18 protein-coding genes are annotated in these 15338 nt (G+C 35.1%); 17 read left to right on the top strand and 1 reads right to left on the bottom strand.

The window, feature by feature from the left end; genetic code table 11:
• Nucleotides 1-54 precede the first annotated feature (54 nt).
• The 7 genes from eno to RYK20_RS06180 all read left to right on the top strand — a co-directional run bounded on the left by eno (nt 55) and on the right by RYK20_RS06180 (nt 6590).
• A complete protein-coding gene (gene eno / locus RYK20_RS06210) occupies nt 55-1347 on the top strand; it encodes a phosphopyruvate hydratase (protein ID WP_314894804.1) in 1293 nt (430 codons plus the stop codon).
• Nucleotides 1348-1507: 160 nt separating this feature from the next.
• Complete coding sequence (bshB1, locus tag RYK20_RS06205; RefSeq protein ID WP_314894803.1) at nt 1508-2227, top strand: bacillithiol biosynthesis deacetylase BshB1; 720 nt, start codon at nt 1508-1510, stop codon at nt 2225-2227.
• Nucleotides 2228-2656: 429 nt separating this feature from the next.
• A complete protein-coding gene (locus tag RYK20_RS06200; protein ID WP_314894802.1) occupies nt 2657-3481 on the top strand; it encodes a hypothetical protein in 825 nt (274 codons plus the stop codon).
• 5 nt (nt 3482-3486) lie between these two features.
• Nucleotides 3487-4311 (top strand): hypothetical protein, encoded by an 825-nt coding sequence (locus tag RYK20_RS06195; RefSeq protein WP_314894801.1) that lies wholly within the window; start codon nt 3487-3489, stop codon nt 4309-4311.
• 11 nt (nt 4312-4322) lie between these two features.
• The gene (locus RYK20_RS06190) at nt 4323-5153 is read left to right on the top strand and encodes a hypothetical protein (RefSeq protein WP_314894800.1); all 831 of its coding nucleotides are present in this window, start codon (nt 4323-4325) and stop codon (nt 5151-5153) included.
• 63 nt (nt 5154-5216) lie between these two features.
• Nucleotides 5217-5585 carry an ArsC/Spx/MgsR family protein gene (locus tag RYK20_RS06185; RefSeq protein WP_314894799.1) on the top strand — a complete coding sequence of 123 codons (369 nt, stop codon included), beginning with the start codon at nt 5217-5219 and terminating at the stop codon, nt 5583-5585.
• Between the two features lie 27 nt (nt 5586-5612).
• Nucleotides 5613-6590, top strand: a complete 978-nt coding sequence (locus RYK20_RS06180; protein ID WP_314894798.1) for a DUF2715 domain-containing protein — start codon at nt 5613-5615, stop codon at nt 6588-6590.
• Between the two features lie 62 nt (nt 6591-6652).
• Here RYK20_RS06180 and RYK20_RS06175 read toward each other — a convergent pair whose 3' ends face one another.
• Complete coding sequence (locus RYK20_RS06175) at nt 6653-7312, bottom strand: DUF4294 domain-containing protein (protein WP_314894797.1); 660 nt, start codon at nt 7310-7312, stop codon at nt 6653-6655.
• Between the two features lie 136 nt (nt 7313-7448).
• Between RYK20_RS06175 and RYK20_RS06170 the strand changes: the two genes are divergently transcribed.
• From RYK20_RS06170 to RYK20_RS06125, 10 genes are all read left to right on the top strand, one after another.
• Nucleotides 7449-7652: a hypothetical protein gene (locus tag RYK20_RS06170; RefSeq protein WP_314603570.1), complete on the top strand. Its 204-nt coding sequence runs from the start codon at nt 7449-7451 to the stop codon at nt 7650-7652.
• A gap of 34 nt (nt 7653-7686) precedes the next feature.
• The gene (locus RYK20_RS06165) at nt 7687-8109 is read left to right on the top strand and encodes a DoxX family protein (RefSeq protein WP_314804064.1); all 423 of its coding nucleotides are present in this window, start codon (nt 7687-7689) and stop codon (nt 8107-8109) included.
• A 38-nt stretch (nt 8110-8147) separates the two neighbouring features.
• Nucleotides 8148-9578, top strand: a complete 1431-nt coding sequence (locus RYK20_RS06160) for an HD domain-containing protein (RefSeq protein ID WP_314894818.1) — start codon at nt 8148-8150, stop codon at nt 9576-9578.
• 69 nt (nt 9579-9647) lie between these two features.
• On the top strand, nt 9648-10475 hold the full coding sequence (locus RYK20_RS06155; RefSeq protein ID WP_314894796.1) for a hypothetical protein: 828 nt from the start codon (nt 9648-9650) through the stop codon (nt 10473-10475).
• 138 nt (nt 10476-10613) lie between these two features.
• Complete coding sequence (locus tag RYK20_RS06150; protein WP_314894795.1) at nt 10614-11111, top strand: Imm26 family immunity protein; 498 nt, start codon at nt 10614-10616, stop codon at nt 11109-11111.
• The gene (locus RYK20_RS06145) at nt 11108-11707 is read left to right on the top strand and encodes a hypothetical protein (RefSeq protein ID WP_314894794.1); all 600 of its coding nucleotides are present in this window, start codon (nt 11108-11110) and stop codon (nt 11705-11707) included. The genes RYK20_RS06150 and RYK20_RS06145 overlap by 4 nt, the downstream gene beginning before the upstream one ends.
• A 152-nt stretch (nt 11708-11859) precedes the next feature.
• Nucleotides 11860-12153, top strand: a complete 294-nt coding sequence (locus tag RYK20_RS06140; protein ID WP_314894793.1) for a hypothetical protein — start codon at nt 11860-11862, stop codon at nt 12151-12153.
• A 122-nt stretch (nt 12154-12275) separates the two neighbouring features.
• Complete coding sequence (locus tag RYK20_RS06135) at nt 12276-12854, top strand: hypothetical protein (protein WP_314894792.1); 579 nt, start codon at nt 12276-12278, stop codon at nt 12852-12854.
• A gap of 12 nt (nt 12855-12866) precedes the next feature.
• Nucleotides 12867-13724 carry a hypothetical protein gene (locus tag RYK20_RS06130; protein WP_314894791.1) on the top strand — a complete coding sequence of 286 codons (858 nt, stop codon included), beginning with the start codon at nt 12867-12869 and terminating at the stop codon, nt 13722-13724.
• 1 nt (nt 13725) lies between these two features.
• Nucleotides 13726-14832 (top strand): hypothetical protein, encoded by a 1107-nt coding sequence (locus RYK20_RS06125; RefSeq protein ID WP_314894790.1) that lies wholly within the window; start codon nt 13726-13728, stop codon nt 14830-14832.
• Nucleotides 14833-15338 lie beyond the last annotated feature (506 nt).

Below are 15338 nucleotides of genomic sequence, written 5' to 3'. Positions count from 1 at the left end.
TATGAATCTATAACACATAATTATTTAGTTTTGTAATCTTAAAATATCAATCATATGAGTATCATTTTAGATGTACATGCCAGACAAATCCTCGATTCAAGAGGTAACCCCACCATTGAAGTAGATGTAGTAACCGATGGTGGTGCTAAAGGACGTGCTGCGGTTCCCTCAGGAGCTTCTACAGGTGAATATGAAGCTGTTGAGCTTCGTGACGGAGGCAAAGAATACCTAGGTAAAAGCGTTCTGAAAGCTGTTGAAAATGTCAATGATATTATTGCAGAAGAAATCATTGGAATGAATGTATTTGACCAGAACTTAATAGACAAAGTTCTTATTGAGCTTGATGGTACTCCTAACAAATCCAAGCTAGGAGCAAATGCAATCCTTGGAGTATCCTTAGCTGTAGCCAAAGCTGCTGCTGCTGAATTGGGCTTACCTCTGTTCCGCTATGTAGGAGGTGTAAGTGCCAATAACCTTCCTGTTCCTATGATGAATATCATCAATGGAGGATCTCATTCCGATGCTCCTATTGCTTTTCAGGAATTTATGATTATGCCTATTAAAGCTGAATCCTTCTCTCACGCTTTGCAAATGGGAGCTGAAATCTTCCATAATCTTAAGAAAGTTCTTCATGATCGTGGTCTTAGTACTGCTGTAGGTGACGAAGGAGGATTTGCTCCTACCTTTGAAGGTACTGAAGATGCTATTGAAACTATCAAAAAAGCAGTAGAAAAAGCAGGATATAAGTTCGGTGAAGAGGTGAAAATCGCTCTTGACTGTGCTTCTTCTGAGTTTTATGAAAATGGTGTATATGATTACACTAAGTTCGAGGGAGCTAAGGGGCAAAAACGCACTTCTGCTGAGCAAGTAGCTTACCTTACCGAATTAGTAAATAAATATCCTATCATCTCCATTGAAGATGGTATGGATGAAAACGATTGGGAAGGATGGAAACAACTCACTGAAGCCATCGGAGATCGTGTACAACTTGTAGGAGATGACCTTTTTGTAACCAATGTAGAACGCCTAGAAAGAGGTATCGCTCAGGGAGTGGCTAACTCTATCCTTATCAAAGTAAATCAGATAGGAACACTTACCGAAACTATTGCTGCTGTGGATATGGCTCATCGAGCAGGATATACCTCTATTATGTCTCACCGCTCTGGAGAAACAGAAGATAACACCATCGCTGACCTCGCTGTGGCACTTAATACCCGCCAAATCAAAACTGGTTCTGCTTCTCGTTCTGATCGTATGGCTAAATATAACCAACTTCTTCGTATAGAAGAGGAATTAGGAGAGGTTGCTTATTATCCTCAAGAACAAGCTTTCCGAGTAAAAAACTAATCATATCCTATTTTTAAAAAAGTATATTTTTAGCTACTCTCATATTTTTTTAGTAAAAACTTTTTCAAAGTACGTTTCTTTGAAAAAGTTTTTGTATTTTTGCACAAATTATAGAATGATTATTCTCCATTCTTTTATAAAAAACTTAATAATAAATAGTATGAAATTAGACATTTTAGCCTTCGGAGCACACCCTGACGATGTAGAACTTGGGTGTGCAGGCACTCTCGCCAAAGAAATTAGCTTAGGGAAAAAAGTAGGGATCATCGACCTTACTCAGGGAGAATTGGGCACCCGTGGCAGTGCCGAACTTCGCCGTAAAGAAGCAGAGGAAGCTGCTCGTATCCTCCAAATAAGTGTAAGAGAGAACCTTTGCTTTGCCGATGGTTTCTTCCTCAATGACAAAGAGCACCAATTGGAAATCGTAAGAAAAGTACGTAAATATCGCCCTGAAATTGTCATTTGTAATCCGCTCGATGATAGGCATATTGATCACGGCAAAGGAGGTAAGCTTGTCAGTGACGCCTGTTTCCTCAGTGGCTTACGCCGTATCGAAACTACCGATGATGATGGCACTCCTCAACAGGCTTGGCGCCCCAAGGTAGTCTATCACTATATCCAATGGAAAGACCTACGTCCTGATTTTGTGGTAGATATCACAGGCTTCTTAGAGAAGAAAATCGAGACTGTATACGCCTATCGTTCGCAGTTCCTCCCCGATGAAGGGAATGACCCTCAAACAGTCATTACTAGCCAAAATTTCCAAGACAGTATCAAGTTCCGCGCTCAGGAGCTGGGTATGCTTATCAACCGTGATTATGCCGAAGGATTCAATGTGGAACGCTATGTAGCAGTAGAAAACCTCAGTGACCTCATATAATCTCCCTCCTTATTTACTGTTTCTTTAGTTATAATAGACAATGGTAAGCTTCAAATACATTATTATTATAGGACTCATTCCCTACTTAATAAGTTTCTTCATAATAAAGAAATTTGTAAATAAGCACCATTGGGAGTATTTCCTCATATTAGGTTGGTTCCTTTTACAGAGTATATCCTCTTTAGATCTCTATTTTATACATAAAAATTTTGGGATGGATGGTATTACTCAGTTTAGTGACTTTGAAATTTATATAGCATATAGCTTTAAGATTCTATTTTTAGAACCCATTCACCATATTTTATTTTTAATAGCTTTGGGGTCACTTGTCATAAAACATTTTAAGAGACTTAGTGATTAACTTTTCTAAGGAGCTTCTGTTATATCAAATTCGTGATAGATAATAACTAACTGAATGAATATAATCCTATGAAAACATTTATAATTTATTGCCTATTATTGTTTTCCTATACCTGCTTCGGACAAGTGCTTACAAGGACATCTCCTTACTTCCTCACGGGGGAGGTGAAGTCCGTGCGCACTACAATCGATTATGTAGATAGTGACATAAATATCCGTATAGAAAATGAAATAGACAAAGACCAGCTCCTATTGTTCGACAAGAAGGGGCAACTGACTGAGCAAACTCTTTATGACCAAGGAAAACCTACGGCGCTTATAAAATATCTTTTCGACAATCAAAATAGACTTTCCAAAAAGGAAAGGCGTTATTACAAGGATAATTCTACCGATATTACCACTTTTTATTTCGACAAAAAGGAAAATCTGTATAGAGGTAAGAGGACTCTATCTTTAGAACCTGGGGTTACCTACAAGGAATTATTTTTACTCAACGAAAAGGAGAACGTAAAAGAATATATTCAGTACGATGTGGATGGTTCTCTTTACCTAAAGATTATTTATAACTTTGATAACAAGGGAAATTCTACTGAACAATCCTTTTCTAACAAAGAAAACAAGAAAACTCGCTCGAATTTCTTTACCTATGATGCTCAAAATAGGATTACAGAACATATTATAGAGGATTATGAGAATTTTATCACCTCCAAATCTCTCTATACCTACGAAGATTATCGTTTCCCTGCCTCACAGAAGGAAAGTAGTAATGGGAGCTTCCCTTTCTATAGCACCATCAAGTACAAAATAGACAAATACGGCAATTGGACGGAAAAAACTTATTGTTATGACAATATCCCTATGGCAGTTGTCAAAAGAGAAATTTCTTATTACTAATTTTTATGAAGCTTATCTACTTATTCTTATTCATAGGTTCCCTCGCTTGGGGACAGAATGAAAAACGCCAACAAGTCTATCAGCTACAGGGCAATGTAAAATCCCTGACAATCACTCAGAGCAAACTCGAAAAAGCTGCTGAGGCGCTTTTGTTTGATCCCTTAGATGATGACCAGTTCCTCCTCTTTGACAAAAAGGGACGTATCACCGAATTGGATACTTATTTTCGGGGAAGACAGCCTAAAACAATTCAAAAATGGACTTATGATGACAAAAATCGTGTCTCCAAGGAAGTTCTTGAGATTGTCCCTGAAAAACTTACTCAAACCACTTCCTATACCTATGATGATAAGCAGAAAAAAGCCTCTGCTACCATTACTTCTACGGGTTTTCCTAACAAAAAATCTAAAATGGTAATCTTTTTAGGCGACAATCTCCTTCCCTCTGAGATCTTAGCGTACAATTTCGAAGGAAAATTGGAAGGGAAAAGGGTGCTCAAACATTCCAAAAATGGATTCCTCGCTCAGTCTCTTTCTTATGATGATAAAAACAAACTCGTTCATAGCATTTCCTATGAGTATGATGATAAAAACAGATTCACAAAGATAGACAATAAGGTGAATAGGACTTATGAATTACATTTCTCTACCAAATACTTATACGAAAACGGGCTTTTCCCTACCAAATATATAGTTACATCAGGCGAAGAACCTTCTCAAACTTTTTCGCTCAAGTACAAGCACGACAGCAAAGGCAATTGGATCGAAAAAACGTATTTCCTTGACGAAGAAGCTGTGGCTACTATCAAAAGAAAAATAACTTATTACTAAAACACTACATTATGAAGCTTTTATATTTTTTATTAATTACCTTATACGCCTTTCCCGCCTTCTCTCAAGACGATAATATGCTTCCCTACTTACGATTAAAGGGAAATATTGAGTCTGTACGTATCATACCCTATAATATAAATGAAAAAGAAGACAAAACAATTGAAAAAAATATCAGTGATGGACTTCTATTCGATAAAAACACCTTTATAAAATTCAATAAAGCAGGTAAAGTAATTGAAAAAATTGATTACAATAACAAAAATGAAGTTTCAAGACACAGAAAACTCTTTTATGACAACAAAAATAGATGCATAAATGAGAAAATATATAACGAAAAAGGAGAAATGACTCAAGAAATCTCCACCACGTATGATGACAAAAAGAAAGAGAGCCGAGAAACCGATCATCGCCGTACTACCATTTGCCAATTAGATGAGCGCGGTAACCCCTTCAATTGTATGACTTTTACCACCGAAGGAGAACTTATTGAAAAATGTTACACTACTTACGACAAGGATAATAAGGTGTTGGACAAAGTTTATAGAACACCTAACAACGACAAAAAATATGTCTTTCATAATGAATATAATACTGATGGCTATCATACAAAAATTACAAAGGACGACTATGTGGATTTCGTAGATAATATGAAGGTGATTTATCTCTATAAAGACGACAAATTACCTTACCAACAGTCTATGTCTGCTAATGGAACCCTCCCCGCTTATTCTGAGCTTTCCTATCAGTATGACAAAAAAGGAAATTGGATACGCAAGGAAGTACGCTACAAAGACAAATTAGTATTTTTGGTAGAAGCACAAATCAACTATTTCAATTAAAAAATAAAATATTATTTTGCTATTTTATAAAAATAAACTATTTTTGTAGCTTATTTCAAAAAGATGGAAACAACACCTATTTTACAAATATATCATAATAACCATTGTAGCAAAAGCCGAGAGTGCTTGGCTTTCTTAAGAGAAGATGAACAGCCTATTGAGATTATTGACTATCTCAACAATCCACCTTCTATAGCTCAGATAGAAGAATTATTACGCAAATTAGGTATCCCTCCTATCGATTTGGTGCGCAAGAAAGAAGCTATTTGGAAGGAAGTAGGCAGTGATTCTCTCTCTGATACACAAATCATTGAGTTACTGCACCAATATCCTAAACTTATAGAACGTCCTATCCTCATTCAAGGAGAAAAAGCTATCATTGCACGCCCCCTAAGTGTGGCTCAACAATGGCTCGAAGAACAAAAACAATAAAAAAATCATTCTTTTAATTAATTTCATATGAAGAGAATTTTTCTTGTAGCAGGCCTTCTACTGGCTGGCTACACCGCCTCCGCTCAGGTTTATGTATCTGTCACAGGAGGTTACGCCTGGGGAGTACCTTCCACCAAAATTGGTGAAGAGAGTATCAACGGCAAAGAAAGTGTCCGCTTTGGTACTTTCGGTGAGGGAATCAATAGCCAACTCAGGGTCGGTTATTTTTTTAACAAAACTTGGGGAATCGATGTCAGTGCAGGGTATCTCTATGGAGAAGACCAACTAGTAAAACGTGAAGTGAGCCAAAAGAATATTGCAGGAACACCTCTTACTGCTACTATAGATGGAGAAGTAAAGGGGCGTGGTCGCGCTTTCGGTGCTGCCCTATCAGTGATCTACAACTTTACAGACAACTTCTACGGACGTTTTGGATTTCTTACCAAAGTAGGCGGAAAAACTGAAGCCTTAGCCCACTCCTACACTACTACCAACCAAGATATCCCTGTAGCTGCTCTTGCGCGATTAGGAATAAGCCTCCCAGGACTTTCTGGATTACCTGCTACCGCTGTTATTAAGCAAGGAGCAACGATAGAAACTTCATATACAGAAGATTATAAAGGAAAATTCCCTTTTGGAACTATTGCTGCTTTCGGATACAAATACAATATTACTGAAAAATTAGCTTTCTTCACTGAACTAGAATATATGAATATTTCTGTAAAGCGTGATTATTCTGAGCTAAAAGACTTCAACCAAACCCTAAAAGCTACCATCAGTGTTGCTGGGCAAAATAGAAATGTAGAAATTCCCCTCAAGACCTTAGAAGGCTTTACTAATGGTTCCTATAATGATGTTCTCCGAGGACAAGTATATAACCAACATACTGATTATGTAGAAGAAGCCTCTCAAGAAGAACTTAGAAGCAATTCTGCTAAAAAACTTACTGAGAAAGCTTCTTACTCTTCTTTAGGAGTAAATTTTGGTATCAAACTTTCTTTCTAAATAATTTTACAACACGAAAGTCATCTATGAGCTATCATAGGTGGCTTTCCTTTTGTGAAAAACTACTCTTTTGAGGAATTACGCCATTTTTTTTCTATTGCTTCATAGTCAATAGGAAAAGCAGGCTCTTGTACCTCCAATTCTTTTCTGGAAAAAGCCCTTTGTAAAATATCTTCTATCCAAAAATCCTCTTCTACCTCTAAGGGATTATAAACACTCTTAAGAGACAAGTCATAGAACCAAGCGGTATTATTGTACCAAAAGGCACGCCAACCACTTCTGAGGTTTTTCACTAAATCATATGCTGAATCTCCTGTTTGTCTATAAATAAGCTTGATCAATATTTTTCCTTGAGAGCGAGATAGCTTTTTGAGCTCATCGGTAAAGCGGGCTTCTGCTTCCTCTTGTACCTTTTTAGTATATCTTTTTTTTTGTCTGTTATTAGGGAGAGTGTCCAGAGTGCGTTCTATCTGATAGAGCTTATCTGCAGCAAGCTTAGCATAGGGATATACCTTTTTCACCCGATACTTAAGAAGCTCATATTTTTTCCTTTGCTCTTCATTTCTAAAGGCAGGCTGATTACCAAAAACAAAAACATCCTCCAGATTAATAACCGTTTCATAAGGAGCTATACTATCCCTGAGCTTCTCCGCTGTATCCTCTTGAGCTACAGCTGAAAATACTCCTAAAATGGCTCCTATAAAAAGCACCCGATTCATCATAGATTATTTTTTCACAAAAATACGACTTCCACAAAGATTTTTATTTAGAAAAATGTTAAATTAATATATTAATATTTGAATTTTTTATGGAGCCTATTCTATTTTTTGTATCTTTGCAAAAACTTTTCCAGAACACGTGGAAACTATACTTAATCCTAATTATGTATTAATGACTGAAGAAGGTACCTACCTAGTGGAGTACCTCATTGGAGAAGTGGTTTTTGCCACAAGTATCAGTCGTGCTATGATTTTTACAGATCTTAGGCTCGCACAACGGTTCAAATCTTTACTTTATGAGCGTTTTAAGATAAAAGTAAGTATCAACACATATATTTACTAAAAAATAACGCTCAATACTTAAACTGACAGACACAATGATATACCAAGATAATTCAAATAACACCTCTCGGGAATTAGGAATACTTCTTTTGCGCCTCTTTATAGGGGGAATACTTCTCTTTCACGGATACTCCAAGCTTCACGATATCAGTTTTGTAAAAATACAGTTAGAAAATAATCATTTTCCTACCGTATTAGCCTATGGAACCTACATAGCTGAAATTATAGCTCCTTTGCTCATTATTATAGGATATCGTACCCGTTTTTTTTCTATGATTATAGCTATCAATTGCTTAGTAGCCATTTTCTTAGTACATAGAGCCGAACTCTTCGTTATTGACCCTACTACAGGAGGGTGGGCTATAGAAACCTTAGGATTATTCCTAGGAGGAGCTATTTCATTAATTTGTACGGGAGGAGGCAAATATACCCTTTCTCAAAGAAGTAGTTGGGATTAATCTTTAAGTTTGTATTGTATTAGATGAAAAAAAATATAGTGAATTACGCCCAATCTCTTACCAACCCTATCTTCGAACTTATCTGTAAAATCGCTCAAGAATCCGAACAAGAATGCTTCGTAGTGGGAGGTTTTGTGCGGGACTTATTATTAGAAAGAGGAATTGCGAAAGATATTGACATTGTCACCCTAGGCAGTGGCATTGAACTAGCAGAGAGAGTCGCTTCCCAATTGCCTAACAATCCTAAAATTTCGATATTCAAAAATTTCGGTACTGCTATGATCAAGACTGATAGCATTGATATTGAGTTTGTAGGAGCGAGAAAGGAAAGTTACCGAGAGGATTCCCGCAAACCTACAGTAGAAAATGGCTCCCTAACTGATGACCAAAATCGTCGTGATTTTACTATCAATGCCTTGGCTATTTCCCTAAATAAAGATACTTTTGGGGAACTTATTGATCCTTTTTCTGGGGTAGAAGATTTGGATAATAAAATCATACGTACCCCTTTAGCCCCTGATATTACCTATTCTGATGATCCTTTGCGTATGCTTAGGGCAATTCGATTTGCTACTCAGCTGAACTTCAATATAGAAGAAAAATCCCTACAAGCTATTGCGGACAACAAAGAACGACTTAAGATTATCTCCTATGAACGTATCGCAGAGGAGCTGAACAAAATACTTGCCTCCATCAAACCTTCTATAGGGCTCAAGCTCTTATATGAAACAGGATTACTCTCACTTATCCTCCCCGAACTAGTTGCTCTACAAGGAGTAGAAGAAAAAGAAGGACAACGCCATAAAGACAACTTCTGGCATACACTAGAGGTAGTGGACAATATCTCTAAAAATACCGATGACCTCTGGCTCCGCTGGGCTGCACTCCTGCACGACATTGGCAAAGCTCCTACCAAGCGGTTTGACAAGAAAATAGGCTGGACCTTCCACGGACACGAGTTTCTTGGAGGAAAAATGGTAGTAAAGATATTCCAGCGCTTACGCCTTCCTCAGAATGAAAAGATGAAGTTCGTCCAAAAAATGGTTACTATGAGCTCCCGCCCCATCATTATTGCTCAGGATATCGTAACCGATTCGGCAGTAAGGCGCTTGCTCTTCGATGCTGGCGACGACTTCGAGGCACTGATGACCCTTTGTGAGGCGGATATCACTACCAAAAACCCTCAACGATACAAAAAATACCATCAGAACTTCCAAATCGTTCGCCAAAAGGTAGTAGAAGTAGAAGAAAAAGACCATATCCGCAACTTCCAACCGCCTATCTCTGGAGAGGATATTATGAAGCTCTTTGGTCTAAGTCCCTCCCGCGAGGTAGGACAGCTCAAGGAAGCGATCAAAGAAGCAATACTTGAGGGAATTATCAGCAATTCCTATGACGATGCCTATCCTTTTATGATTGAAAAAGCTAAAAAGATGGGGCTCTCTTTAGTCGCTGATGTGAACTGGTAACACACATACTATACTAGAATAGATAGTTCATCCCTAAAATATATCACTATACTTACATACTTAATAGAAATGAAAGAAAATATAAAAATAAGCATCTTATCTGTAATTGTAGGAGCTATTCAGATGATATTATTTTTGCCTGATGGCTATTCTTGTATCGATGGGGAAAGTGATATCATTACAGCTATTCTTTATGATATGCCTATCCAATTCTGCATAGTTCTTATCTATAGCCTGATTTTCAAACCTCTTGAATCATCTATCGCCAAGTATATATTGCTCTTGATTGTTTTAGTTTTTTGGCTATATGTCAATAGGGTTGAGTTTTTACACAGGGAGGCTTGTTGGTCTACCTTTTTGAAAGAGGAGATTAACCCTGTGGTAGTATATGGCTCTATCATCCCCTGCAGTATCTGCATTTTCGCTTTTTATATAGGGTTGAATTATTTTCAGAAAAAGAAAAAACAGAAAACACCATCCTCTGATAAGGAGACAAACAACCCCTTGACTCATCTAAGTATCATTATCAGCTTTTTACTCATAAGCTGTAATGACTCAAAAAGAGATTTTGAGGTGCTTCACACCGAGAAAGTAGCCGACACATATCAATATAATCCTGATGGTTTTATAAAAAACAATTACGGGAAGTTGCTTATCAAAACCATTTCGCGCTATGATAAGGAAGGAAAATTAAAAGAGATTTCTTGGAATAGGGCAAATGGCTTTTTAAGATATACATTATCAGAACTTAAAGAAGATCCAGCCCTGTTAAATAGCTTTGATATTGATACTATGTATTCTGTAGAAAAATACATTGGTTATATAAAAGAGAAAAAGAACGATACTATTTTCTATCTGTCAGGCGATAAAGTTGTGATCTACTATCCAATAAAATGATATAGGTCTCTCCGCTAGTACATTCCTTGTAGCTTATGCTTTCTTCTGCCCTGAAAATTAGCAGAATTGTCTGAATCCCAATATTGGCATAAATCGTATAATAACACCTTCAAAACTGTGAGAACCTAATAAAAGTATATGCTCAAGAATAATCCTTATAGTAGAGAGGGCGAAATAGTTGCTATTCCCCTATTTTTAGCAGATTCGCCAAAAGCAAAGCCCAAAAAAGAAGAACACAACAAACAATTTGCTTTTGCAAGAGCCATTTGTGAAGAAGCAGGAAAGGTACTCATTGAGGTATTCAAACAAACAGGAAGTCTTGATACTCCTATGGAGGTTATTGTCAATTCTGGAATCCTAATGAAGCCTTTTTATACCGTTTGGACACCAGTGGTAAGAAAACGATGGCCATTTATGTATATAACGCCTGCTTATGATCGGATAATTCATTCAGATTATAATGATATTGAGTTAGTTTTAGGCTCTATTGATGATTTGAGAGTCTGGAAAGCCAAAGATAACAGCGAAACTCCCATAACTAAGGAAGAACTAATGGCAGGAGATTATCAACTAATGGGAATCTATACCCATATACAAGTTGAGAAAAGAATTATTGATAAATTGATTACAGAATGAAAGTTTATAAATTTACAAGTTACATAGAAAAAGAATACGCTATTCTTCGACCTAGTAGTAAACAAAATATTAAAGAAATCAATTTGCTAGATGTTTGGTGGGATAGTTGGGGTAGTAATGGGAATAAAATCGGAGATTTTACATTTTGTTATGGCATTAAAATATGTAAATTATCCGTCTTTAATCTTTTACAAGAAAACTTTAAAGATATTAAGGGGGTAGATGTAAAGATTAATAAGACTGAAAGAGAGTTAAAAGCAAAAAATCCTAAAAGACTGAAATGGCTACCACAAGAAGACATTGCATTAAAATCCTTTTTTAGCCCTACATATTTTGATTGCCTTCCTCAAAGTTCTTTAGTTAAGACAGAAAGAGGAAGAATAGAATTTATTGGAGTGTCAGAATTAAAAGGAGAGGAAATAATTCCTCGTGAAAAAGGTAAAGGAATCTTCTTTGATAAGGAGGTTATCAATAATTATGATTTCTTCACTTTACAGAATACAAATCTATTATTATGCACAGAACGTGTAAAAGAATTTTGTGAGGATAAAGAATTTAATAATATTATTTTCTTAGAAATGGGAGATATAATTTAACATTAATTTGATATGATAAAACATTATATTTGCATCACAATCTGTGTTCACATACCCAGCAGAGAGTCCTCGCTGGCTTTGTGCGAAACCTAAAAAATGGTTGTTTATTTAACTATATATTTCTTATGTTGAACTCTCACTATAAAATAATTATGACAGATATAGAAAAGCAATATTTGAAATTAGTAGCGTTATACAAAACAGATAAAGATTCAGCTATAAACGGAATGATTGATATATTTCAAGAGGTATCTGAAAGTTATGAACATGAAATATATTATTCTATTATAGAGTGGATAGGCTTAAAAGGAAATAAAAATACCTTAAACCATATAGAACATATAGATCTTAGCCTATATGAAGAGGAAAATGTACAAATATTAAATAGATTAAAAGCTAAAATAAAGGAAAGATTAGATAATATTTCTAATGATGCAAGTTGTTAATGTGTTGTATATGCTCCTAACCTCCAACAACCCTCCAGTCAGTGCAATGTAAAAAGACAAAGCCTAATTGATAAGGGCACGAGCTACAAGCTCGCGCCAGCAGTGGGAATAATATCACTAATATGAAAGATTCAAGTAATAAAATGGAAGATTTTAGATCGTATTTTAAAGAAATTGATAAAAAAACCTCAGAAATACCCGAAAATAATTTACTTTTTTGGGGCAGTTGGTTTTGTGAAGGTTTATTTCAAAGGTGTAAAAATCATATTCAAGTTTTTTTGACCGATGAAGAGGTTTCATTGATTAATGAAATCGTAAGTTATTTGTGGAATCTCGTTGATGAGAAGGAACAAATGGATATGAGTAAAATTAATTCGTTGTACGAAAGGCTTAACGACATAGATGAAACAGATTTAGATGCAACAGATTATCAACAAGAAGAGATATATGAGTTGATAGTTTCTTTAGATGATATTTTAAGATATTGTCAGTCAGGTGTAAGAGGTTTTGAAGATAATATTTCTCAATCAATTATCAATGTAATAGATATAATGCTACAAGATGAAGATAAGGATATATTATCTAAGGAAGGATTTCAAGATGCTTTGGTTCAAAATGAGATTAAAGCCCAATTTGAAATGATATCTTTGCTCAAAGAGAAAAAATTAACAAGTGAGTTTAAACATTGGTTACGCAAGTAAGGGGGGAAGTAATTGATAAGGAATGAGCGACACGCTCTTATTATAAAGCTTGCGCCAGCAGGGGTATTCCCTAAAAATTCTAAATTTATAGATGATACAAAAACAATAGAAAAAATCACTCATTATTTAGCCCCTGAAAATGCCGAAAAACTAAAAGCTATCGGAGGTGAATCAGGATTAAAGAATTTCTTAGCTAAATATAAAGACGCTCCTTGCGGTAATTGTAAAGATGGAGGAAGGAAAATTTTTGGAGATCGTACCATAGATGAGATGCTAGAAAACTATGTAGAAGTTGCTCATACTTTTAGAAACCGTCCTGATTTATGGAAAAAAATAGAAGAAGGCGCTTTAAGTAGCAATGCCGCTATGCGTGAAGGCACACAGCATATGTTATCCACCTTTAAGAAAAACCCTAAGAAATATACACCTGAAAACATTGAGCATTTAGATATGAAGTTTGAAAAAGGTTTAGATGATATCTGTGCCAACTGCCGTTATGACGTGAAGTTTAACAATAACCGAAATGAAGGTTTACCTTTATTTGAAGAGTTCAAAAGCTATAATACTGAAACTTGGAGTAAAATAGCTAATGATAAAGGTTTTATCAAGCAATTTGAAAGTTATTTACAAGAAGTTGACGAAATAAAAGATTTAGCTTATGTGATCAACAGTAATAAAGCTAATATAAATGAGGTAAAACAAGCTTTTAAAGAAGTGTTTAAACGTAATAGTGATGAAATTTTAAAGTTTATGAATCCTAAACTAAAAGAGAGTTTAAATCTGACAAATAAAAAGAAAAATGTAATAAAATTTAAAGAACTAATAGACGATACAAATTCAGAACTCTATAATTTTATAAAATCACAATAAAATGTTTAAACTAAATTCTAAAATAGATAATGTAGTAGACTATGTTATCTATAAAAATAAGCCTTATTACATCAATACATCAGATGAAATTCAATGTGGAGAAAAAAAACAAATGCTTTACAGCACTCCTCTAAATTCAATGATTGTTTTTAACAATAAGCTTTATTTCAGTGAATGGGAAGATAATTATAAAATTTTCGATGAAAATCTAGAATTAATAGAAGAAGGAAAAGACAGAGTCTTCTATAAGTTGTCTAACTTTTACATAGCTTACGACCAAGATGAAAATAATACTATTCTCATAGACAAAAAAGACAATCTTATAGAGCTTGAATATATAGATAGGTCTTCTATCAGTGTTTTCTCAAATGAATATATATATATATATATAAAAAATGATAAAACATCTATCAGAGCCTTTTCTATTCAAAAGAAAGAACATCTTTGGGAATTTTCTCTTTCTTCTCTTGGGAAGTGGAAAAACCCATATACCGATGAAGAGATAGATTTTCAGGTACGGAGATTTATAGGTATATACAATAGTATTTTTTGGGTTTTTCTAAATGCAGAAGGTTTTATAGGTTTAGATATTGAAACAGGAGAATTAAGATATCGTATCCCTGAATATCACCAAGCTATAGGAAAAACAAGTACGAGTTCTTATGATGATAGCAAAGGCTTTTTTAGAAGTGATTATCTCTTAGACAATGAAAAAGGAAAAATTTTAGGCTTAGCAGTAGATGTCTTTATTGAAATAGATTTAACCCAAGAGCCTCCTTTTGTTACTCAATATGGCTTACAGGAAGAGTTTGAAAAGTATAACATCAAAAAAGCAAATGATACTGCAGGAAGTTATGTTATTCAAGATAATCTATTGTACTTTTATCTTACTGAACAACTAAAATTTGGTGTTTTAGACATCAACACCAAGGAAATTATCTATGTTTCAGATCCTATTGCAGTAGTGGAAAGAGATGATAGTTTTACTCGCCTTAGAGATTTAAAAGTCTCAGAAAATAAGGTCTATATCTTAGATAGTAATCATACGTTACATATTTTTGAGAGAGAGGAATTGAATTTTGAATTAGAGGGGAATTCTGAATTCTGAATTTTGAATTGATGGGCGTACGAGCGATTGTGGAAGCAATGAGGTGCGAGCCGCACAAGCGATTGTGAGAGCAATGGGTGCAATGGGTGTCATATCCTGAAATAGGTTTACTTTTTATAAGGCTTATCTTAAGTATTATGAGATTGATATTTTCGGTGACAATAAAAAAGAACTATTTTTAGTAGAAGAAAAACTTTTAGTAGGTGATTTGTGCTTTGAAACTTTTAACAAAAAGCAAATTATTTCTTTGGATTTTTGCGAAAATAAGCAGATTATTTCTTTGGATTTTTGTAAAAAATAGCAATTTATTTCTTTGGATAATTTTAATTTTGTATCTTTGTCGGCTGATATATAACTCTTTATAATTTATAAGATGTATTACCCAAGATTAATAGACAGCTATCTAAAAGAATGGGCTGAGCGCCCTGCTCGCAAACCTTTGTTGTTAAGAGGTGCCCGTCAGGTGGGTAAATCGACAGCAGTAAGAGAGTTGGGCAAACAATTTG

It is taken from the genome of uncultured Capnocytophaga sp. (assembly GCF_963525585.1).
In the GTDB taxonomy this organism is placed as follows: domain Bacteria; phylum Bacteroidota; class Bacteroidia; order Flavobacteriales; family Flavobacteriaceae; genus Capnocytophaga.
Note: the sequence above shows the minus strand (reverse complement) of the source record. Positions and strands in the feature narration are given on the sequence as shown.